Annotated in this window: 21 protein-coding genes; 13 read left to right on the top strand and 8 right to left on the bottom strand. The window is 71.2% G+C overall.

Features of this window, described 5'->3' with window-relative positions; all coding sequences use genetic code 11:
• Window positions 1-48: 48 nt before the first annotated feature.
• From ABZ928_RS29610 to ABZ928_RS29570, 9 genes are all read left to right on the top strand, one after another.
• Window positions 49-696: a TetR/AcrR family transcriptional regulator gene (locus ABZ928_RS29610; protein WP_361525385.1), complete on the top strand. Its 648-nt coding sequence runs from the start codon at window positions 49-51 to the stop codon at window positions 694-696.
• 111 nt (window positions 697-807) lie between these two features.
• The gene (locus ABZ928_RS29605) at window positions 808-1,110 is read left to right on the top strand and encodes an urease subunit gamma (RefSeq protein ID WP_010355509.1); all 303 of its coding nucleotides are present in this window, start codon (window positions 808-810) and stop codon (window positions 1,108-1,110) included.
• 12 nt (window positions 1,111-1,122) lie between these two features.
• Window positions 1,123-1,434 carry an urease subunit beta gene (locus ABZ928_RS29600; protein WP_361525382.1) on the top strand — a complete coding sequence of 104 codons (312 nt, stop codon included), beginning with the start codon at window positions 1,123-1,125 and terminating at the stop codon, window positions 1,432-1,434.
• Entirely contained in the window at window positions 1,427-3,148 is a 1,722-nt protein-coding gene (locus ABZ928_RS29595) for an urease subunit alpha (protein WP_361525379.1), read from the top strand. Before ABZ928_RS29600 ends, ABZ928_RS29595 begins: the two co-directional genes overlap by 8 nt.
• A 15-nt stretch (window positions 3,149-3,163) precedes the next feature.
• Window positions 3,164-3,838, top strand: a complete 675-nt coding sequence (locus tag ABZ928_RS29590) for an urease accessory UreF family protein (RefSeq protein WP_361525376.1) — start codon at window positions 3,164-3,166, stop codon at window positions 3,836-3,838.
• Window positions 3,839-4,017: 179 nt separating this feature from the next.
• The gene (ureG, locus tag ABZ928_RS29585) at window positions 4,018-4,695 is read left to right on the top strand and encodes an urease accessory protein UreG (protein WP_361525374.1); all 678 of its coding nucleotides are present in this window, start codon (window positions 4,018-4,020) and stop codon (window positions 4,693-4,695) included.
• The gene (locus ABZ928_RS29580) at window positions 4,692-5,465 is read left to right on the top strand and encodes an urease accessory protein UreD (protein ID WP_361525857.1); all 774 of its coding nucleotides are present in this window, start codon (window positions 4,692-4,694) and stop codon (window positions 5,463-5,465) included. Before ureG ends, ABZ928_RS29580 begins: the two co-directional genes overlap by 4 nt.
• Window positions 5,466-5,495: 30 nt before the next feature.
• Window positions 5,496-5,930, top strand: a complete 435-nt coding sequence (locus tag ABZ928_RS29575; protein WP_361525371.1) for a VOC family protein — start codon at window positions 5,496-5,498, stop codon at window positions 5,928-5,930.
• Between the two features lie 131 nt (window positions 5,931-6,061).
• Window positions 6,062-7,663 carry an alpha/beta hydrolase gene (locus ABZ928_RS29570; protein WP_361525369.1) on the top strand — a complete coding sequence of 534 codons (1,602 nt, stop codon included), beginning with the start codon at window positions 6,062-6,064 and terminating at the stop codon, window positions 7,661-7,663.
• A 69-nt stretch (window positions 7,664-7,732) separates the two neighbouring features.
• Here ABZ928_RS29570 and ABZ928_RS29565 read toward each other — a convergent pair whose 3' ends face one another.
• The 5 genes from ABZ928_RS29565 to ABZ928_RS29545 form a co-directional block, all read right to left on the bottom strand.
• Window positions 7,733-8,749, bottom strand: coding sequence for an NAD(P)-dependent oxidoreductase (locus ABZ928_RS29565; protein WP_361525855.1), 1,017 nt, complete (start codon window positions 8,747-8,749; stop codon window positions 7,733-7,735).
• A gap of 73 nt (window positions 8,750-8,822) precedes the next feature.
• Window positions 8,823-9,548 carry a lysophospholipid acyltransferase family protein gene (locus ABZ928_RS29560; RefSeq protein ID WP_361525366.1) on the bottom strand — a complete coding sequence of 242 codons (726 nt, stop codon included), beginning with the start codon at window positions 9,546-9,548 and terminating at the stop codon, window positions 8,823-8,825.
• 344 nt (window positions 9,549-9,892) lie between these two features.
• The gene (gene rocD, locus ABZ928_RS29555; RefSeq protein ID WP_361525364.1) at window positions 9,893-11,116 is read right to left on the bottom strand and encodes an ornithine--oxo-acid transaminase; all 1,224 of its coding nucleotides are present in this window, start codon (window positions 11,114-11,116) and stop codon (window positions 9,893-9,895) included.
• A complete protein-coding gene (gene ddaH / locus ABZ928_RS29550; RefSeq protein ID WP_361525361.1) occupies window positions 11,113-11,925 on the bottom strand; it encodes a dimethylargininase in 813 nt (270 codons plus the stop codon). Before ddaH ends, rocD begins: the two co-directional genes overlap by 4 nt.
• Before the next feature lie 171 nt (window positions 11,926-12,096).
• Window positions 12,097-12,588 carry an Lrp/AsnC family transcriptional regulator gene (locus ABZ928_RS29545; RefSeq protein ID WP_361525359.1) on the bottom strand — a complete coding sequence of 164 codons (492 nt, stop codon included), beginning with the start codon at window positions 12,586-12,588 and terminating at the stop codon, window positions 12,097-12,099.
• A 100-nt stretch (window positions 12,589-12,688) separates the two neighbouring features.
• Here ABZ928_RS29545 and ABZ928_RS29540 point away from each other — a divergent pair, with 100 nt between their 5' ends.
• The 4 genes from ABZ928_RS29540 to ABZ928_RS29525 are packed head-to-tail and all read left to right on the top strand — an operon-like array spanning window position 12,689 to window position 16,799.
• Window positions 12,689-13,453: a LytTR family DNA-binding domain-containing protein gene (locus ABZ928_RS29540; protein ID WP_361525356.1), complete on the top strand. Its 765-nt coding sequence runs from the start codon at window positions 12,689-12,691 to the stop codon at window positions 13,451-13,453.
• Window positions 13,450-13,821, top strand: a complete 372-nt coding sequence (locus ABZ928_RS29535) for a hypothetical protein (protein ID WP_361525353.1) — start codon at window positions 13,450-13,452, stop codon at window positions 13,819-13,821. The genes ABZ928_RS29540 and ABZ928_RS29535 overlap by 4 nt, the downstream gene beginning before the upstream one ends.
• A 49-nt stretch (window positions 13,822-13,870) precedes the next feature.
• Window positions 13,871-15,583, top strand: a complete 1,713-nt coding sequence (locus ABZ928_RS29530; protein ID WP_361525350.1) for a cation acetate symporter — start codon at window positions 13,871-13,873, stop codon at window positions 15,581-15,583.
• A gap of 34 nt (window positions 15,584-15,617) precedes the next feature.
• Window positions 15,618-16,799: a histidine kinase gene (locus tag ABZ928_RS29525; protein ID WP_361525348.1), complete on the top strand. Its 1,182-nt coding sequence runs from the start codon at window positions 15,618-15,620 to the stop codon at window positions 16,797-16,799.
• Between the two features lie 10 nt (window positions 16,800-16,809).
• Here the strand turns inward: ABZ928_RS29525 and ABZ928_RS29520 are convergent, their stop codons facing one another.
• Genes ABZ928_RS29520 through ABZ928_RS29510 form a run of 3 tightly spaced genes read right to left on the bottom strand, consistent with a single transcriptional unit; the run spans window position 16,810 to window position 20,342 of the window.
• Window positions 16,810-16,986, bottom strand: a complete 177-nt coding sequence (locus ABZ928_RS29520; RefSeq protein WP_289926507.1) for a hypothetical protein — start codon at window positions 16,984-16,986, stop codon at window positions 16,810-16,812.
• 13 nt (window positions 16,987-16,999) lie between these two features.
• Window positions 17,000-18,928, bottom strand: coding sequence for a protein kinase (locus ABZ928_RS29515; protein WP_361525344.1), 1,929 nt, complete (start codon window positions 18,926-18,928; stop codon window positions 17,000-17,002).
• A 28-nt stretch (window positions 18,929-18,956) separates the two neighbouring features.
• The gene (locus ABZ928_RS29510; RefSeq protein ID WP_361525341.1) at window positions 18,957-20,342 is read right to left on the bottom strand and encodes a PASTA domain-containing protein; all 1,386 of its coding nucleotides are present in this window, start codon (window positions 20,340-20,342) and stop codon (window positions 18,957-18,959) included.
• Between the last annotated feature and the right edge of the window lie 80 nt (window positions 20,343-20,422).

The following is a 20,422-nucleotide window of genomic DNA, read 5'->3' as shown; positions in this document are numbered from 1 at the left end:
CGTCGCCCTTACTTGTCAAGAAGGAACGTTCGTTTTACGTTGGTGACCATGGCCCGTGTATCCCAGGAACACCTCGACGCCCGCCGCCGGCAGATCCTCGACGGCGCCGCGGTCTGCTTCGCGCGCAACGGCTTCCACGCCACCTCCATGCAGGACGTGCTCAAGGAGGTCGATCTGTCGGCCGGGGCCGTGTACCGCTACTTCAGCGGCAAGGAGGAGCTCATCGGCGCGATCGTCGAGGAGGTGCTCGGCCAGGTCCGCGACGGTTTCGAGGAGGCGGCCCTGAGCAGCCCGCCCCCGACGCCCGACCTTCTCGTGGCGAAGGTGCTCGGCCGGGTCCTCGCCACCAAGGAGTCCCTGACCGTGGACGGGCGGCCCGCGTTCCCGCGGCTGGTCGTGCAGGTGTGGACGGAGACCCTCCGCAACGACGACCTCGCGGGCGTACTCCGGGACGGCTACGGCGCGGTGCGGCAGACCTGGGCCCGGATCGTCGAGGCCTACCAGGACGCCGGGATGATGCGGCCGGACGTGGCCGCGGACGACGTGGCCCGCACGATGATGGCCACGGCCATGGGCTTCCTCGCCCAGCAGGCGCTGTTCGGGCCCGCGCCGACCGGGATCCTCCAGGACGGACTGCGGGGGCTGATGAGCGTGCGGGATCTTCCCGGCACAACCGATGGATCACAGCTCGGTTAACTTGCTTGAAATGCGGTCCAACTAGCCTGCCGCCACGCCACCAGGGACTTTGCCCTGGGGCTGCGGCAGCCGGACCCCGCACGGTCCGGAGCGAGGACTGTGAGGTGGGACGTGCAACTGACCCCGCACGAGCAAGAGAGGCTGCTCATCCATGTGGCGGCCGACGTCGCCGAGAAGCGCCGGGCCCGCGGGCTCAAGCTGAACCACCCCGAGGCGGTCGCCCTCATCACCTCGCACATTCTCGAGGGCGCGCGTGACGGCCGTACGGTCGCCGAACTCATGGCCTCCGGGCGCAAGCTGCTCACCCGGGACGACGTCATGGAGGGCATCCCCGAGATGATCCACGACGTCCAGGTCGAGGCGACCTTCCCGGACGGCACCAAGCTCGTCACCGTCCACGACCCGATCGTCTGACGGGGGGCTGCCGTGATTCCCGGAGAGATCCTTTTCGCCGAAGGCTCGATCGTCTACAACGAGGGCCGTGAGGTCACCCGCCTCACCGTCCTCAACGCCGCCGACCGGCCCGTCCAGGTCGGCTCCCACTACCACTTCGCCGAGGCCAACCCCGGCCTGGAGTTCGACCGCGCCGCCGCGCGCGGCAAGCGGCTCAACGTCGCCGCCGGCACCGCCGTACGCTTCGAACCCGGGATCCCCGTCGACGTAGAACTCGTCCCGCTCGCCGGTGCCCGGATCGTGCCCGGTCTGCGCGGGGAGACCGGAGGTGCCCTCGATGCCTGAGATCTCGCGTGCCGCGTACGCCGACCTGTTCGGCCCGACGACCGGCGACCGCATCCGGCTCGCCGACACCGATCTGATCGTCGAGATCGAGGAGGATCGTTCCGGCGGTCCCGGACTCGCCGGTGACGAGGCGGTGTTCGGCGGCGGCAAGGTGATCCGTGAGTCCATGGGCCAGGCGCGTGCTACGCGCGCAGACGGCACCCCGGACACCGTCATCACGGGCGCGGTCATCATCGACCACTGGGGGATCATCAAGGCCGACGTGGGCATCCGCGACGGCCGGATCACCGCCATCGGCAAGGCCGGCAACCCCGACACCATGGACGGCGTCCACCCGGACCTGGTCCTCGGCCCCGAGACCGAGGTCATCGCGGGCAACGGACGGATCCTGACGGCCGGCGCGGTCGACGCGCACGTCCACTTCATCTGTCCGCAGATCGCCGACGAGGCGCTGTCCGCGGGGGTGACGACCCTGGTGGGCGGCGGTACCGGTCCCGCCGAGGGCTCCAAGGCCACGACCGTGACGCCCGGTCCCTGGCACCTCGCCCGGATGATGGCGGCGATGGAGCAGTACCCGCTCAACATCGGCTTCCTCGGCAAGGGCAACACCGTCTCGCACGAGGCGATGCTGTCCCAGATCCGGGGCGGGGCACTCGGGCTGAAGCTCCACGAGGACTGGGGGTCCACCCCCGCCGTCATCGACGCCTCGCTGACGGTGGCGGACCAGACGGGCGTCCAGGTCGCCATCCACACCGACACGCTGAACGAGGCCGGGTTCGTCGGTGACACCCTCGCCGCGATCGCCGGGCGGGGCATCCACGCCTACCACACCGAGGGTGCGGGCGGCGGGCACGCGCCGGACATCATGACCGTCGTCTCCGAGGCGCACGTCCTGCCCAGCTCGACCAACCCGACCCGGCCGTTCACCGTCAACACCGCCGAGGAACACCTCGACATGCTGATGGTGTGCCACCACCTCAACCCGGCGGTGCCCGAGGACCTGGCCTTCGCCGAGTCCCGGATCCGGCCGACCACGATCGGCGCGGAGGACATCCTCCACGACCTCGGCGCCATCTCGATCATCTCGTCGGACGCCCAGGCCATGGGGCGCTGCGGTGAGGTCATCATGCGGACCTGGCAGACGGCGCACGTCATGAAGCGGAAGCGGGGGGCCCTGCCGGGGGACGGGCGGGCCGACAACCACCGGGTGCGGCGGTACATCGCCAAGTACACGATCAACCCGGCGATCGCGCAGGGTCTCGCCCGCGAGGTCGGCTCGGTGGAGACCGGCAAGCTCGCCGACCTCGTGCTGTGGGAGCCCGCGTTCTTCGGGGTCAAGCCGCATCTCGTCGTCAAGGGCGGGCAGATCGCCTACGCGCAGATGGGCGACGCGAACGCGTCGATCCCGACGCCGCAGCCGATCCTGCCGCGTCCGATGTACGGCGCGATCGGACGGGCGCCCGCCGCCAACTCGTTCAACTTCGTCGCCCCGCTCGCCATCGAGGACGGACTGCCGGAGCGGTTGCAGCTCGGCAAGCGGTTCGTCGCCATCGAGTCGACTCGTGGGGTGACCAAGGCGGACATGCGGGAGAACGACGCGCGTCCCCGGGTGCAGGTCGATCCGGACAGCTTCGCCGTGCACATCGACGGGGAGCTCGTCGAGGCCACGCCCGCGGCCGAACTGCCGCTGGCTCAGCGTTACTTCCTGTTCTGATGGGGCGGGGCTGCGATGTCTAGGGCCGCACTTCTCGTCCTGGCCGACGGCCGCTTTCCCGCCGGGGGGCATGCGCACTCCGGCGGGGCGGAGGCGGCCGTCAAGGCGGGGCGGGTCACCGGGGCCTCGAGTCTGGAGGAGTTCTGCCGGGGGCGGTTGCACACGGCGGGGCTGGTGTCCGCCGCGCTGGCCGCGTCCGCCGTACTCGGGGTGTCTCCCGTGGAGTTGGACGCGGCGGCGGATGCCCGTACGCCGTCGCCGGCGCTGCGGGTCGCCGCGCGGAAGTTGGGGCGGCAGTTGATGCGGGCGGCGCGGGCGACGTGGCCGTCGGGTGAACTGGACGCTCTTGCTAGGGAGTTTCCCAAAGGGGCCCATCAGCCGGTGGTGTTGGGGGTCGCGGCTCGGGCCGCGGGGCTTGAGGCCGTGGACGCGGCTTACTGTGCGGCGTACGAGAGTGTGAGTGGGGCGGCTTCGGCGACGGTGCGGTTGCTGAGTCTGGATCCGTTCGATGCGACGGGGGTGTTGGCTCGGTTGGCGCCTGAGGTGGATCGGGTGGCTGATCGGGCTGTGGAGGCGGCTCGGGAGGTCGCGGTGGTGGGGGTGGGTGCGCTGCCGGCTGCGTCCGCGCCGTTGCTGGAGATCTCTGCGGAGCACCATTCCGGGTGGCCCGTCCGGCTGTTCGCTTCCTAGTTTCCTCGCCCCCGCGTGGGGCTCCGCCACTTCGACCCCGACCGCCCTGGGGGCTCCGCCCCCAGACCCCCGTCGGCCCCGAAAGGGCCTCGTCCTCAAACGCCGGACGGGCTGAAATTACCTGGACCGGCGTCCAGAAGCGACGCCGGACCGGCTGAAAACATCAAGGAGCCGCCATCATGCATCTCGACCACTCCCACTCCGGGCCCGCCGCCGTCAGTGCCGATGCTCACCGGCCCGACGGGTCCCGTCGCGCCCTGCGGATCGGGCTCGGGGGGCCCGTCGGGTCCGGGAAGACCGCTACCGTCGCCGCGCTCTGCCGGGCGCTGCGGGATGAGCTGGCCCTTGCCGTCGTCACGAATGACATCTACACGCGCGAGGACGCCGAGTTCCTGCTGCGGGAGGCCGTGCTGCCGCCCGAGCGGATCACCGCTGTGGAGACGGGGGCGTGTCCGCACACCGCGATCCGGGACGACATCTCGGCGAATCTCGAAGCGGTGGAGGATCTGGAGGACGAGGTCGGGCCGTTGGATCTGGTGCTCGTGGAGAGTGGTGGGGACAATCTCACCGCCACCTTCTCCAAGGGGCTCGTCGACGCGCAGATCTTTGTCATCGATGTCGCGGGTGGGGACGACATCCCGCGGAAGGGCGGTCCCGGTGTGACCACCGCCGATCTGCTCGTCGTCAACAAGACCGACCTCGCTCCCTACGTCGGCTCGGACCTCGCGCGGATGGCGGCGGACGCCAAGGCGCAGCGGGCCGAGCTGCCGGTCGTGTTCCAGTCGCTGCGGTCCGAGGCCGGAGTCACGGACGTCGCCGCCTGGGTGCGCGCGCAGCTCGCCGCGTGGACGGCATGACCGCGGGCGTGACGGGCGTACGGGCCACCGCGCGGATCGAGGCGCGGGAGGACGGACGCGGTGGTACGTCGTTGCCCGTGCTGGAGGGGGACGGGCCGCTGGCGTTGCGCCGGACGCGGGGGAGCGGTGCCGAGGCGCGGGTGATGCTCGTCGGGGCGATGAGCGGGCCGCTCGGCGGGGACCACTTCACGGTCGGGGCGGAGGTGGCCAGAGGTGCTGTGCTGCGCGTCGGGTCGGCCGCGGCCACCATCGCGCTGCCCGGACAGCACAAGGGCGAGGCCCGTTACGACGTACGCCTCACCGTCGCCGACGGGGGCGAACTGCGGTGGCTGCCCGAGCAGTTGATCTCCGCGCGGGGGAGCGATCTGTACGTCACCACGCGGGCCGAGGTAGGAGCTGCCGGGCGGCTGGTGCTGCGGGAGGAGCAGGTCCTCGGGCGGGCCGGTGAGGAGCCGGGGCGGCTCACGAGCCGGCTGGTGCTGTCGGTCGGGGGGCGGACCGTTCTCGATCAGGAGCTTGCCTGTGGGCCCGGGGCGCCGGGCGGGTGGGACGGGCCCGCCGTGCTCGGGGGGCATCGGGCGGTCGGGCAACTTGTCGTAGTACGGCCGGAGTTCGAGGATCGGCCCGTCGTCGCGCGGGCGATCGGCGAGGGTGCCGTCGTCGTGCCGCTCGCCGGGCCCGCCGCGCTGGTGACGGCCGTGACGGCCGACGCGCTGCGGTTGCGGCGGCTGCTGGACGAGGCTCTCGGCTCGCTCGAAACCGGGGAGTGAGCGGCCCGCCCCCTTTGCTATGGTGCGCCGATGTCAACGATCAAGCAGGTCCAGATCACCTTCGACTGCGCCGAACCCGAGCGCGTGGCGCGCTTCTGGTGCGAGGTGCTCGGGTATGTCGTCCCTCCGCCGCCAGAGGGGTTCGCCTCATGGGGCGAGTACGACCGCACGCTGCCCGCCGACCGGCAGGGCGCGTCCTTCGCCTGCGGTGATCCCTCCGGGGTCGGGCCGCGGCTGTACTTCCAGCGGGTGCCCGAAGGGAAGGTCGTCAAGAACCGGGTCCATCTCGATGTGCGGGTCGGCACCGGGCTCGTGGGCGAGGAGCGGCTGGCCGCGCTCCAGGCCGAGCGGGAGCGGCTGGAAGCACTCGGCGCCTCGTGCGTGCAGGTGCTGAAGGCCGATGAGTTCAACGAGTCGTGCATCTCGATGCAGGACGTCGAGGGCAACGAGTTCTGCCTCGACTGACCCCCGGGTCCCTCAGCGAACGCCTCTCTCCGTTTATCGGATTGGCAAAGAAGGGCGACCGGCCCTGTTCACAGGACGCGCACAGCCGCGAGGATCCCCGTACTCATCAACGACGTACGGGGAGGTCGCACTTGAGGGCCAAGAGAACGACTAGGCGGACCGCTGCGTTCGGTTCCGCCGGAGTGCTGGTCACGGCGACCCTGATAGCCGGGGCCGTCACGGCGCCCACCGCCAACGCGAGTGCGGAGAGCCGGCACGGCCAGGACCGTGAGGCGCGCGGCGCTGCCATCGCCGCCGCCAGGGCCGAGAAGGCCGGGATCGACTGGCAGGACTGTCCCGCCGACTGGGGGCTGGAGAAGCCCATCCAGTGCGGCTGGGTCACCGTCCCGCTCGACTACGCCAAGCCCGACGGCAAGCAGATCAAGATCGCCGTGGACCACATCGGCAACACCGGGACCCCCGCCGAGCGCCAGGGCGCGCTCGTCTACAACCCCGGCGGACCGGGCGGCTCGGGCCTGCGCTTCCCGCGCCGGGTCGTCACCAAGGCTCCCGTGTGGGTCAACGTCTCCAAGGCGTACGACTTCGTGGGCTTCGACCCGCGCGGCGTCGGCCACTCGGCGCCCATCTCCTGCATCGACCCGCAGGAGTTCGTGAAGGCGCCCAAGATGGACCCGGTGCCCGACTCCGAGGCCGACAAGCGCGCCCAGCGCAAGCTGGCCCGTGAGTACGCCGAGGGCTGCTACGAGCGCAGCGGCGAGATGCTGCCGCACATGACCACGCCGAACAGCGCACGCGACCTGGACGTCATCCGGGCCGCGCTCGGCGAGAAGAAGCTCAACTTCCTCGGCGTCTCCTACGGCACGTACTTCGGCGCCGTCTACGGCACGCTGTTCCCGGGCCACGTGCGCCGCATGGTCGTCGACAGCGTCGTCAACCCGTCGCGGGAGAAGATCTGGTACGAGGCCAACCTCGACCAGGACGTCGCCTTCGAGATGCGCTGGAACGACTGGCAGGACTGGGTCGCCGCCAACGACGCCGCCTTCCACCTCGGCACCACGCGCGCCGAAGTCCAGGCGAAGTGGCTGGAGTTGCGGGCCACCGCCAAGAAGAGCCCCATCGGCGGGGTCGTGGGCCCGGCCGAGCTGATCGGCTTCTTCCAGAGCGCGCCGTACTACGACTCCGCGTGGGTCTCCACCGCCACCGTGCTCAGCAAGTACTTCGCCGGTGACACCCAGGCCGTCGTCGACGCCGCCGCGCCCGACCTGACCGACACCGCGGGCAACATCGCCTCGGAGAACGGCAACGCCGTCTACACGGCTGTCGAGTGCACCGACGCCAAGTGGCCCACCAGCTGGAAGAAGTGGGACCGCGACAACACCCGGCTGCACAAGGACTACCCGTTCCTCACCTGGGCCAACGCCTGGCTGAACCTGCCATGCGCCACCTGGCCGGTCAAGCAGCAGACGCCGGTGAACGTGAAGACCGGCAAGGGTCTGCCCGGTGTGCTGATCGTCCAGTCCGAGCGTGACGCCGCCACCCCGTACGAGGGCGCGGTCGAACTGCACAAGCGGTTCGCGGGCTCCCGTCTGATCACCGAGAAGAACGCGGGCTCCCACGGTGTGACCAGCCTGGTCAACCCGTGCATCAACGAGCGGGTGGACGCCTACCTGCTCAGCGGCAAGCTCGACGCCTCCGACGTCACGTGCGGCCCGCACGCGACACCGAAGCCGTAGCCGTAGCCGTACAGCAACTCCGGAGGGGCGGCCCGCAGTTGGGCCGCCCCTCCTTCATTCCGCCATCTGTCATGCCGTCAGCCAGGCGTCCTCCGCCGTGTAGTCGAAGAGGTCGCGGCCGTACGACTGGAGCATCTTCGGGTAGGCGTCCTGCCAGTCCCGCCCCGCCAGCTGCGCCTCGATCGAGGCGACCGTGTCGGCCAGCCGGTCCGCGTACCGCACCACCGGCCGGTACCCCAACTCCCGTTCCGCGGCGGACATGTCGCAGACGACGGGCACCGGAACCGACCACGGGGTGTCCCCGACGCCGGGCGCGGGCGGCGGTCCCTCGACGAGTACGTCCTCCGCCGCCACGCCCATCACCGCGTCGACGGCCCGCGCGATCTCCGCCACCGTGGGCACGTCCGGATCAACGGCGTTGAGAACACGCGTGCCCGGCCGTGCCGCCGCCAGCCGGATCAGCTCGGCGATGTTGTGGACGCTCGCCGGGTGGAACCGGCTCTCGCCGCCGTAGGCGAGGACGCGCCGGGTGCGGCCGTCGAGGTTGCGCTTGACGAAGTACAGCTCGCGCGGCGTGCGGCAGTGCGGCCCGTGGACGGCCCCGGCGCGCAGCAGCGTGGTCGGCAACTGCTCGTCGGCGGCAAGGAGTTCACGCTCCAGGGAGACCTTGCGGGTGCTGTACGACTCCTCGCCCGGCCGCACCGTCCGCTGGTCCTCGGTGATCGGCACCGGGTACTCGGGAAAGCCGTCCGGCTCGTCCTGCGTGTCGAAGTTACGGCCCTTGTCGTCCTCGTACACCGCCACGCTGGAGATCACGACGGCGGAGCCCACGCGACCGGCGAGCGAGGTCAACTGCCGTGCGTGCACCGGCCCGTAGGCGACCACGTCGACGAGGACATCGCACCCCTCGCCCACCGCGGCGGCCAGCGCGGCGTCGTCCTCCCGGTCGGCCCGCGCGACCCGCACCTCCCCGGGCCAGCCCTCGTCCCGGTCGCCGCCTCGCGAGACCGCCGTCACCTCCCAGCCGTCCCGGGCGAGCGCGTTCACCGCCACCCTGCCGATCTGTCCCGTCGCTCCGATCACCACAGCACGTCGTGTCATGAGGCGACGCTACGACGGCCGGGCCGACCCGCGCAGGGGGCTCTGCCCAGAGCAGAGTTCACCCCAGCGGCATACGCGGGAACCGCCGCTCCTTTTCCGCCTTGGCCTCGGCCTCCTGCGCCTTCGCCACGGCCGCGTACTCGTCCACGTACTCCTGGCCCGAGAGGTTGAGGATGGCGTAGATGATCTCGTCGGTGATCGCGCGCAGGATCGCCTTCTCGTTCTCCATGCCCGCGTAGCGGGAGAAGTCGAGGGGCTTGCCGAAGCGGATGACGACGGGGTGGATGTTGGGGATGACCTTGCCGGGCGGCTGCGCCTCGAAGGTGCCGATCATCGCGCACGGGATGACGGGCACCCCGGCCTTCAGCGCCATCACCGCGACACCGACCTTGCCCTTGTAGAGCCGCCCGTCGTGCGAGCGCGTGCCCTCCGGATAGATGCCGAGCAGCTCGCCCTTGCTCAGCACGCCGAGGCCCTCGCGGATGGCGGCCTGGCCCGCCTCCTTGCCGGTGCGGTCGACGGGGATCTGTCCGGCGCTGCGGAAGAAGAACGCGGTGAGCCGGCCCCTGAGGCCGGGGCCCGTGAAGTACTCCTTCTTCGCGAGGAAGGTGATCCGCCGCTTCAGGATCGCGGGCATGAGGAAGTGGTCCGAGAAGGACAGATGGTTGCCGGCGACGATGGCCGCGCCGTCCGCCGGTACGTGCTCAAGTCCCTCGATGCGGGGCCGGAAGCCCAGTCTCAGCAGGGGTCCCAGCAACACGTATTTGAGCAGGTAGTAGAACAAGAGGGACGCTCCTCACTCCGGCAAATCGGTTCAACCGCCGCGTTCCAGCAGGTCAACCGGCGTGTCGTGGGGGTGCCAGTGTAAGTGCATGCGGGTTCGCGGGGAACGGGGTTCGCGGGTGGGGAGGACCGCGGGAACAGACTGGTGGGGCGAGGGGACGGGTGGCAACCCGATCGGGCGGCTTGACGGATTCCCGAGCATGGGTGGCGGAGACGTGGCTCTTGCGTCTCCGACCAGCGCTGATATGGCAGCGTGCGGCTCGCCTGGCGCGGCAGGGTACGGCTCCCCGGACACGGAGAGAGCGCGGCTCCCCGGTTGGGGAACCGCACCCTCCGGGCGACCGGTCAGCCGCGCCTCAGTACCTTCTCCAACGCCACCAGCGCGCCGTCGAGTTCGTCCTCCGTGATGGTCAGCGGCGGCGCGAGCCGGATCGTCGAGCCGTGGGTGTCCTTCACCAACACGCCCTCGCCCAGCAGCCGTTCACTGATCTCGCGCCCGGTGCCGACCGCCGGGTCGACGTCCACGCCCGCCCACAGCCCGCGGGCTCGGAAGCCGACCACGCCCTCGCCGACCAGCTCGGAGAGGCCGACCCGCAGCAGCACGCCCAACTCGGCTGCCCTGCGCTGGAATTCACCCGTCTCCAGGAGCTCGATGACGGCCGTGCCGACCGCCGCGGCGAGCGGGTTGCCGCCGAACGTGGAGCCGTGCTCGCCCGGCCGCAGCACGCCCAGCACCTCCCGGCTCGCCACCACCGCCGACACCGGGACGATGCCGCCGCCCAGCGCCTTGCCCAGCAGCAGCACGTCCGGGACGACCGACTCGTGGTTGACGGCGAGGGTGCGGCCGGTGCGGCCGAGGCCCGACTGGATCTCGTCCGCGATGAACAGACAGTTCTCGCGCCGGGTCAGTTCGCGCACCCCGGTGAGATAGCCCTCGTCCGGGATCACGACGCCCGCCTCGCCCTGGATGGGCTCCAGGAGGACCGCCGCCGTCGTGTCGTCGACCGCCGCCTCCAGGGCCGCCAGGTCGTTGTACGGCACGATCCGGAAGCCCGGGGTGTAGGGGCCGAAGCCCTGGCGGGCCGTCTCGTCCGTGGAGAACGACACGATCGTCGTCGTACGCCCGTGGAAGTTCTCCGCCGCGACCACGATGGTCGCCTGGTCCGCGGGGACGCCCTTCACCTCGTACGCCCACTTGCGGGCCACCTTGATGCCGCTCTCGACCGCCTCGGCGCCCGTGTTCATCGGCAGCACCATGTCGAGGCCGGTCAACTCCGCGAGACGCTCGGCGAATTGGGCCAGCTGGTCGTTGTGGAAGGCCCGGGAGGTGAGTGTCAGGCGGTCCAGCTGGCGGTGGGCCGCGTCGATCAGTGCCGGGTGGCGGTGGCCGAAGTTGAGGGCCGAGTAGCCCGCCAGCATGTCCAGATAGCGGCGGCCCTCGACGTCCTCCACCCAGGTGCCGTCGGCGCGGGCGACGACCACGGGCAGGGGGTGGTAGTTGTGCGCGAGGACCGGTTCCTCGGCGCGGATCAGTTCGGCGGAGGTGCGCGAGGTCACGGGAGCGGTCATGAACGGATCTCCTGGGTGCAGCACTTGATGCCGCCGCCGGCCTTGTGGAACTCGGACAGGTCGACGGGGACGGGGGTGTAGCCGTGCTCGTCGAGACGCGCGGCCAGGGCCTCGGCCTGCGGCGCGATGAAGACATGACGGCCGTCGGACACCGAGTTGAGGCCCCACGCCATCGCGTCGTCACGGGTCGCGAGGACCGCGTCCGGGTAGAGCCGCTTGAGCACCTCACGGCTCCCGGGGGAGAACGCCTCCGGGTAGTAGACGACGTTGTGGTCGTCGAGCACGAACAGCGCGGTGTCCAGGTGGTAGAAGTGCGGGTCCACCAGCGTCAGGCTGATCACCGGGTGGCCGAAGAACTCCTGCACCTCGCGGTGCGCCTCCCGGTCCGTGCGGAACCCGGTGCCGGCCAGCACGTACCGGCCCGTCCAGACCAGGTCGCCCTCGCCCTCGCAGATCGACTCGGGGCGGTGGACGTCGTAGCCCGCCTTCTTGAACCACAGGTCGTAGTGCGGGGACTCGGGGCGCCGCTCGGGCGCGCGGAACAGGGCGCCGAGGACCCGGCCGTCGATGACGACCGCCGAGTTCGCGGCGAACACCATGTCCGGGAGACCGGGGACCGGCTCCACGGCCTCGACGTCGTGACCATGGGCCCGGTAGGCGCCGATCAGCGCCTGCCACTGTTCCTGGGCCAGGTCCACGTCGACATGGGTGTCGGGATGCATCCAGGGGTTGATCGCGTACTGCACGGCGAAGTGTCTGGGTTCGCAGACGAGGAAACGCCGACGGCGCGGCACACGGGACTCGGACACAGAGGGGTTCCTCCGCTTCCTGGAGTGTCGACTGAGGGTTGACACCAAGGTAGGAAGTGACGGTCACACCCGACAAGCAACGAGAATTGCGTGTCCGCGCAGGAATGCTGCGTCTTTCGCCGGTTCCGCGCAGCTCTGATGCGCGACTCCGGGACCTCGACCGGGCCTCGACTAGGACTCGACCGGCGCGGGCTGACTCGCCCCCGCCTCCGGGCTCTCCGGGATCAGATGCGACAGCACCATCACACTGATCGTCTTGCGGATGAACGGCTCGATCCGGATCCGCTCCAGCACCTCCTCGAAGTGCTCCACGTCCCGCGCCCGCACATGCAGCAGCGCGTCCGCGCCGCCCGTCACCGTCATCGCCGCGGTGATCTCCGGATGGTTGCGCACCACCTCCGCGAGCCGCCGCGGCGGCGCCGCGCCCTCGCAGTACACCTCGACGTACGCCTCCGTGCGCCAGCCCAGCGCCGACGGCTGGACGGTGGCCGTGAACCCGGTGATCACGCCGGTCTCGCGCAACCGGTCCACGCGCCGCTTGACCGCCGTCGAGGACAGCCCCACGGCCGTGCCGATCTCGGCGAAGCTCGTCCTGGCGTTCGCCATCAGAGCGGTGATGATCTTCCGGTCGAGCTCGTCGAACGGAGCGGGCGCGCTGTGCATGTCGGCACTGTATCCAGCGGAAACCCGGCGGGGAGCCAGCGGGAACATCCGTACCCCGGCACGTGTGCAGACGTGCGAATTCCTCCTACACTCCGGGTTCATGCTGCGCGCCCTGGCTGTCGACGACGAACGCCCCTCGCTGGAGGAGTTGCTCTACCTCCTCAACGCCGACCCCCGGGTCGGCACCGCGGAGGGCGCCGGCGACGCGACCGAGGCACTGCGCCGTATCAACCGGGCCCTGGAGTCGGGGCCCGGTGGTCCCGAGGCCATCGACGTCGTCTTCCTCGACATCAACATGCCGGGCCTCGACGGCCTGGACCTGGCCCGGCTGCTCACCGGGTTCGCCCAGCCGCCGCTGGTCGTCTTCGTCACCGCCCACGAGGACTTCGCCGTCCAGGCCTTCGACCTCAAGGCCGTCGACTACGTCCTCAAGCCCGTCCGCAAGGAGCGGCTGGCCGAGGCGGTGCGCCGGGCCGCCGAACTCCGGGCAGCGGAACTCCGGGACGCCGCCCCGCGCATCCCCGTCAGCGAGCCGGACCCCGATCACATACCCGTGGAACTGGGGGGCGTGACCCGTTTCGTCAACGTCGAGGACATCACCCACGTCGAGGCCCAGGGCGACTACGCCCGTCTGCACACCACCAAGGGCAGCCACCTCGTCCGCATCCCCCTGTCCACGCTGGAGGAGCGCTGGCGCTCCCGCGGCTTCGTCCGCATCCACCGCCGCCACCTGGTCGCCCTGCGCCACATCGGCGAACTCCGCCTCGACGCCGGGACCGTGAGCGTCCTCGTCGGTGCCGAGGAACTCCAGGTCAGCCGCCGCCACGCCCGCGAACTGCGGGACCTGCTGATGAGGAGGCCATGACGGTGCCACCGAACCAGAGCCCCGCCGAACGCCGCGTCGTCGTCACCGGCCCGCCCCGCCGCACCCGCAGCGCCCCCGGCTACTACCGCCCCCGCACCGAGATCGACGAACAGACCACCCTCGGCCACACCTACGTCCGCTCCCTCATGCGCTCCCAACTCCGCGCCGCCTTCACGGTGTTCGCGGTCCTCGGCCTCCTCGTCGGCCCCCTGCCCCTGCTCTTCGCCGCGATGCCGGACGCCCGCCGCCTGGAATGGGCGGTCCTCGGCTTCGGCCTGTACGCCCCGCTGGTGCTGCTGGCCCGCTGGTACGTCCGCAGAGCGGAACGCAACGAACGCGACTTCGTGCGCCTCGTAGAGGACCGATGAGGCGCGAGAACCGGACGGGGCGTGAGAACCGGACGGGGCGCGAGAACCGATGAACTCCAGCTACGCCGTCCCCGCCGTCGCCCTCGTCGTCATCGCGACCGTCCTCGTCGGCGCCTTCGGCCTGCGCATCTCCCGCACCACCTCCGACTTCTACGTCGCCTCCCGCACCGTCGGCCCCCGCCTCAACGCGGCCGCCATCAGCGGCGAGTACCTCTCCGCCGCCTCCTTCCTCGGCATCGCGGGCCTGGTCCTGGTCCAGGGCCCCGACATGCTCTGGTATCCGGTCGGCTACACCGCCGGCTACCTCGTCCTGCTGCTCTTCGTCGCCGCCCCGCTGCGCCGCTCCGGCGCCTACACGCTCCCCGACTTCGCCGAGGACCGGCTCGCATCCCAGGCGGTACGGCGCCTCGCGGCGGCCTTCGTCGTCGGCGTCGGCTGGCTGTATCTGCTGCCCCAACTCCAGGGCGCCGGACTGACGTTGACGGTACTGACCGGGGCACCCGACGAGATCGGGGGAGTGATCGTCGCCGTCGTCGTGGTCGCGACGGTCGCCGCCGGCGGCATGCGCAGCATCACCTTCGTGCAGGCCTTCCAGTACTGGCTCAAGCTCACCGCCCTCCTCGTCCCCGCCCTCTTCCTGATCCTCGCCTGGCAGGGCGACGGCGCCCCCAGCCACGCCTTCGAGGAACCGGCGACCTTCCGCGAACAGCGCGTCGTCCGCGTCGACGACAGCCTCGACCTGAAGCTGGACCGCCCGCTGACGGTCACGGTCGACGGCGCGGTCGACGGCCGCGTCCACCAGGACACCGAACTCCGCCTCCCGGCCGGCACCCACCGCATCGACGCGGGCACCCGCCTCACCTTCCCCGCGGGCGCCGCCGTCCCCGAGGCCGACCGCGGCGAGAACAGCAGCCTCTCGCCCTCCCAGGCCGAGACCCGCGGCGAACGCCCGCTGTACGCCACCTACGGCCTGATCCTCGCGACCTTCCTCGGCACCATGGGCCTGCCGCACGTCGTGGTCCGCTTCTACACCAGCCCGCACGGCGTCGCCGCCCGCCGCACCACCGTCGCGGTCCTCGCCCTGATCGGCGCCTTCTACCTGCTGCCGCCCGTCTACGGCGCGCTGGGCCGCCTGTACGCCCCCGAACTCACCCTCACCTCGGACGCCGACGCCGCCGTCCTGCTGCTGCCCGACCGGATGATCGGCGGCCTCGGCGGCGACCTCCTCGGCGCGCTGGTCGCCGGAGGAGCGTTCGCGGCGTTCCTGTCGACCGCCTCGGGCCTGACGATGGCAGTGGCGGGCGTCCTCACCCAGGACGTCCTCCCGTCGCGCGGCGTACGGCACTTCAGGCTCGGCACGGTCCTCGCCATGGCCGTACCGCTCGCCGCGAGCGTCCTCGTCGGCAGCCTCCCGGTCGCCGACGCGGTCGGGCTCGCCTTCGCCGTCTCGGCGTCCTCCTTCTGCCCGCTCCTCGTCCTCGGCATCTGGTGGCGCCGCCTGACCCCGCCAGGTGCCGCCGCCGGGATGCTGGTGGGCGGCGGCTCCGCGCTGGTCGCGGTCGCCGCGACGATGGCCGGCTTCCCCGGCGCGGGCGCCCTGCACGCCCTGCTCGCCTGGCCGGCCCTCTGGTCGGTGCCGCTGGCCTTCCTCACCATGGTCCTGGTGTCCCTGGCCACCCCGGGCCGGGTCCCGGCCGGTACGGCGGCGATCCTGGCGCGGTTCCATCTGCCGGAGGAGCTGCGGGCGGAGGTGAAGGCATGAGGGCATCCGTGAACGGCCTGACAGGGGTGGGCACATGAGCGGTTTCCTCGCCGGTCTCTGCGTCGCCGTCCTCCCCCTCCTCGCCGCGGGGTTCTGGCTCGGCCGCCGCACCGCGCGCCCCGAGAGCCTGCGCGGTCTCGGCACCCCCGTCGAGCACGCCACCTTCGAGACCCTGCACACCGCCTCCCTCGCCGCACCGCCGCTCAGGGCGGGCCTGACCGAGGAGACGGCACGCAAGTCGGCCCGCCGGCTGCGCACCCTCCTCGGCACCGACGCGCTCTGCCTGACCGACCAGAAGGACGTCCTGGTCTGGGACGGCATCGGCGGCCACCACCGCGCCGAGATCATGGAGCGGCTCGCCGGCCCCCTGGAGTCGGGCCGCGGCGAGGCCTTCCCGCTGACCTGCGACCACCTCGACTGCACGGTCCGCTGGGCGGTCGTGGCACCCCTGACGGTCGACGACCGGGTGCATGGCGCCCTCGTCGCCTTCGCCGCGCACGAGTCCGCCGTCCTCGTGCGCGCCGCCGGAGAGGTCGCCCGCTGGATCTCCGTACAACTCGAACTCGCCGACCTCGACCGCTCCCGCACCCGCCTCATCGAAGCCGAGATCAAGGCACTGCGCGCCCAGATCTCCCCCCACTTCATCTTCAACTCGCTCGCGGTGATCGCCTCGTTCGTCCGCACCGACCCCGAGCGAGCCCGCGAACTCCTCCTGGAATTCGCCGACTTCACCCGCTACTCGTTCCGCAGACACGGCGACTTCACCACCCTCGCCGACGAACTCCACGCCATCGACCACTACTTGGCGCTGGTCCGGGCCCGCTTCGGCGACCGCCTCTCCGTCACCCTCCAGATCGCCCCCGAGGTCCTCCCGGTCACCCTGCCCTTCCTCTGCCTTCAGCCGCTCGTCGAGAACGCCGTCAAACACGGCCTGGAGGGCAAGGCGGACAAGTGCCACATCCAGATCACGGCCCAGGACGCCGGCGCCGAGGCCCTCGTCGTCATCGAGGACGACGGCGCGGGAATGGACCCCGCCGTGCTGCGCCGCATCCTCGCCGGCGAGGTCAGCCCCTCGGGCGGCATCGGTCTGTCCAACGTCGACGACCGGCTCCGCCAGGTGTACGGCGACGAGTACGGCCTCGTCATCGAGACCGCCATGGGCGCGGGCATGAAGGTCGTCGCCCGGCTGCCGAAGTACCAGCCGGGCGTGCACTAGAGCGGCCGCCTCACGTACTGCGGGTCACGACCATCCCGAGCGTGATCAGACCCAGCACGACCCAGCCGAACCACAGCCAGCCGTTGCTGCCGAGCGCCACCGTGTAGGCGGTCACCACGACCAGACCGCCGACGGTGAGCACCCCCATCGTCCTGGTCGAGCCATCTGTGGAACCGGAACCGGGCATCGCAACACCCTCCTCAGGATTCGTCCCCCTCCATGGTGCCCCCGTTCTGCTTCCGGACGGTGCAGACGACGAAATGAGTGCCCGACTTCCAGGCCCCCTCGCTCGTCCAGGACCCCGCCCGGTAGACCGACGGATCGAAGCCGTAGTCCTGCGGCGACACGTCCCGCCCGCACGCCACGTCCGACTCGGTGCGCGCCTCGTCCTGCGTGACGTCCGGGGCCAACCGGGTGAATCCGAGCACCTCCTCGTCGTGCGGCTGCCCGCAGGAGACCAGCCGGGCGTCCCGGTTGGAGCGCACCTCCAGACAGTCCCGCTTCTGCATGGTCGCGGTGTCCGCGAACCCGCTGCCGAGCTTGCGATGCCCGCCGAGCGGCCCGTACACCGGCCCGTGCGCACCCAGCACCAGACACGCGGTGCGCCTTCCGGCGGCCTCGAACCCCTTGTCGGTCGGTACGACGGCGAGGCTCCGCACGTCCGCGAGCTTCCCGCGCAGATCCTTGGTCCGCTCCTCGCACTGCCCGGGCCCCTGCGCACGCGCCTCGGTGGCGGACGCGGCCATCACGAAGGCCATCACCTGCCCGTCCGGCGGCCCCACCGCGCAGCCGGGCGTCAGCGCGACCCGGGGCGTGCCCCTGAAGGGCGCCTCGCCGGTCCAGTCGACGGTCACGCAGTCACCGTCCTTGAGCGGCTCGACGAGCCCGACCGCGTCGCCGTACGGCAGCTTCGACCCGGACCCGGACCCAGCCCCGGACCCCGTTCCGGGGCTCGCGCTGTTGCCGCCGCCCGCGTCACCACCCGGCGGCTGCTGGGCCACGGCGTACCAGACACCGCCCCCGGCCAGGCCAAGCCCCAGCAGCAGGGCGAGCACGGAGTGCAGGGCCCGGGGGCGGCGCCGGCGCCGGCTTCCCCCGCCGGAGGAGGTGACGAGAGGCGTGCCGGGCGGCGGACCGAAGCCCTCCGGGGCGACCGGCGGCGGGGGCACGGAGGTGGGTGTGGGCGTGGACGGCGGGGCGGGCTGGGCCCACGGCGGCTGTGAGCCGAGATCCGTCTGCGTCCGGGCGTACGACGACGGCTGCGGCGTGACGATCTGCGACAGCGCCACCTCCGCCTCCGCCGCCGGGATCCGCACCCCGGGATCCTTGATCAGCATCGCTTCGAGCACCGGCCCCAGGGCACCCGCCCGCACCGGCGGCCGCGGTTCCTCCATGACGATCGCGCTGATCTCCGCGAGGTGCGACTCGCGCTCGAACGGACTGCGGCCCTCGACCCCGTGATAGAGCGTGCAGCCCAGCGAGAACAGATCCGCGGCCGGGGTGGGCGGCCCGCCCGTGGCCCGCTCCGGCGCCAGATAGCCCGCGGTGCCCACCAGCACGGACGTCAGCGTGTACCGCGTCTCCCCGGCGTCCGGCTGCACGGAGATGCCGTAGTCGGTGAGCAGGATCCGCCCGTACGGCGACCCGGTGCGGTCCGGCGCCAGCAGGATGTTCGCCGGCTTCACGTCCCGGTGCATGACGCCCTGCTGGTGCCCGGCGGTCAGCGCGTCCAGCACGGCCAGACCGATCCGGGCGCACTCCGCCGGGGCCAGCGGACCGCGCCGGGCGACCAGCTCGCGCAGGTCCACCGCGCCCGCCACGTACTCCATGACGATCCACGGCAGCCCCTCGTGGTCCAGCACGTCATGCACGGTGACCACATGCGGATGACCGCGCAGCCCCGCCGCGTGCCGGGCCTCCGCACGGGCCCGCGCCACCCGCGCCTCCCGCTCGTGACCGGCCTCGGCCCCGTCCCGGAACACGATCTCCTTGAGCGCGACCTCGCAGGCGAGTCTCTGGTCGTGAGCGAGCCACACATGGCCCATGCCACCGCTGCCGAGCTGGTTCAGCAGCAGATAGCGGCCGGCGATGACCCGGCCCACTCCCGATGTCGATGGTCCTGAAGGCATCCGGTGACTCCCGGGGTCTGCGGGGACGCTATGCGGCGGCGCTTGCGGTGGGCTCCTCGGTCGCCGTCTCGCTGCTGGGCGGCGCGCTGGTGGTGACCGGAGGCGGTGGCGCACTGGACGTCGTCGGCGGCGGTGCGCTGGTCGTGGTGGGCGGCGGTGCGCTGGTGATGGTCGGTGGTGGAGCGCTGGTCGTCGTCGGTGGGGCCGACGTGCTGGGCGGGGCTGAGGACGTCGTCGGCGCACTGCTGGAGTTCGCGGGTGTCGACGGCCCGGACGACGACGGCCCGGAGGACGAGGGCCCTGACGAGGAAGGTCCGGACGACGAAGGACCAGAAGACGAAGGGCCAGAAGACGACGGCCCGGAGGACGAAGGCCCGGATGTCGAGGGCCCCGGGCTGGACGGCCCGGACGTCGAGGGCTGCGGGGGAGTGCTCGTGGGCCCGCCCGAGTCGTCGGAGCCCTCGGCCACGCTCAGCATCACGTACTGCCCGAACCCCAGATCCGTCCCGGCCGGCGGATCGGTCGCGACGACCTGCGCGTCGTCCGGCGGCACCTTCGCACTGTCGTACCCGACGGCCAGCCCCTGGGCGATCAGCGTCTGCCGGGCCTGACCGAACGACGCCCCGGCGAGGTTGGGCACCTTGTGCTTCTCCCGGGTGTCGAACTCGGTGTCCTTCGTGCCCGCGGTGCCGACCGGGCGCTTGATGCCGCGGTCGGGATCATCGACGTCGACGAGGTCGATCTGCTCCAGCGGACGAGCCGCCGGCCGCACGGCCACGACGGAGGACCGGTCGTAGCCCTTCCACTCCTTGTTCCCGTCCTCGAACTTGACCGAGATCCGGCTCGTGTCACCGGCGAAGGGACGCAGCGGGTTTCCACAGCTGCACTTCACGGCGGGCTGCCCCTGACGATCGACCAGAATCGCGATTCCGGCCTGCAACAAGGAGTCGTAGGGAACAGCCTTTCCCTTCTTGTAGTCGTGGTTCTTCACGAGAGTGTCGTGACGCAACAGAACGGGTGTGAGCCGATCGAGATATTTCGGTATCCGGTCCGTGGTGATATTCAGGGCCCGTGCCCACGCCTGAGCCTTCTGGTCGTTCCTGGGATCGGTGAGGAATTGCTCCAGCTTGTCGACGTCACAGACCGTCGGCTGTTTCGAACCCCCGTACAGACCCGGGGTGTCCCCTTGCTGGAGACTGCCCCGCACCGGCCGCGACGCGACCTGCGCGTCCTGGCCGAGGCCGCTCTTCTCGTCGAAGAAGGGCGCGAGCGAGGGCACTCCCACGGCGACCGCCTTCACGGCCCGCAGGGCCTCGCGATCGCACCCGGTGAGTGCCAGAACGAAGACCAGCAGCACCGCGACCTTACGGATCGCCGATTTCCCGGTCGTTTGCAGAAACACGTGAATTGTCATCACCGCTCCCCCCGGCGGTTCCCCCAACGCGTTTCATGCTACTGAATGGAAAAGCATTCCCGGCGGATTGAGGGCAAAGA

Origin of the sequence: Streptomyces sp. NPDC046909 (genome assembly GCF_040644695.1) — a bacterium.
Lineage (GTDB): Bacteria > Actinomycetota > Actinomycetes > Streptomycetales > Streptomycetaceae > Streptomyces.
This window is presented reverse-complemented; position numbering and strand designations above follow the sequence as displayed.

Coding starts and splice junctions, on each gene's coding strand:
- ABZ928_RS29575 (WP_361525371.1), top strand. CDS start 5,496: ATGTCAACGATCAAGCAGGTCCAGATCACCTTCGACTGCGCCGAACCC.
- ABZ928_RS29535 (WP_361525353.1), top strand. CDS start 13,450: ATGACGGTGCCACCGAACCAGAGCCCCGCCGAACGCCGCGTCGTCGTC.
- ABZ928_RS29540 (WP_361525356.1), top strand. CDS start 12,689: ATGCTGCGCGCCCTGGCTGTCGACGACGAACGCCCCTCGCTGGAGGAG.
- ABZ928_RS29580 (WP_361525857.1), top strand. CDS start 4,692: ATGACCGCGGGCGTGACGGGCGTACGGGCCACCGCGCGGATCGAGGCG.
- ABZ928_RS29595 (WP_361525379.1), top strand. CDS start 1,427: ATGCCTGAGATCTCGCGTGCCGCGTACGCCGACCTGTTCGGCCCGACG.
- ABZ928_RS29510 (WP_361525341.1), bottom strand. CDS start 20,342: ATGACAATTCACGTGTTTCTGCAAACGACCGGGAAATCGGCGATCCGT.
- ABZ928_RS29525 (WP_361525348.1), top strand. CDS start 15,618: ATGAGCGGTTTCCTCGCCGGTCTCTGCGTCGCCGTCCTCCCCCTCCTC.
- rocD (WP_361525364.1), bottom strand. CDS start 11,116: ATGACCGCTCCCGTGACCTCGCGCACCTCCGCCGAACTGATCCGCGCC.
- ABZ928_RS29530 (WP_361525350.1), top strand. CDS start 13,871: ATGAACTCCAGCTACGCCGTCCCCGCCGTCGCCCTCGTCGTCATCGCG.
- ureG (WP_361525374.1), top strand. CDS start 4,018: ATGCATCTCGACCACTCCCACTCCGGGCCCGCCGCCGTCAGTGCCGAT.
- ABZ928_RS29545 (WP_361525359.1), bottom strand. CDS start 12,588: ATGCACAGCGCGCCCGCTCCGTTCGACGAGCTCGACCGGAAGATCATC.
- ABZ928_RS29515 (WP_361525344.1), bottom strand. CDS start 18,928: ATGCCTTCAGGACCATCGACATCGGGAGTGGGCCGGGTCATCGCCGGC.
- ABZ928_RS29610 (WP_361525385.1), top strand. CDS start 49: ATGGCCCGTGTATCCCAGGAACACCTCGACGCCCGCCGCCGGCAGATC.
- ABZ928_RS29590 (WP_361525376.1), top strand. CDS start 3,164: ATGTCTAGGGCCGCACTTCTCGTCCTGGCCGACGGCCGCTTTCCCGCC.
- ABZ928_RS29520 (WP_289926507.1), bottom strand. CDS start 16,986: ATGCCCGGTTCCGGTTCCACAGATGGCTCGACCAGGACGATGGGGGTG.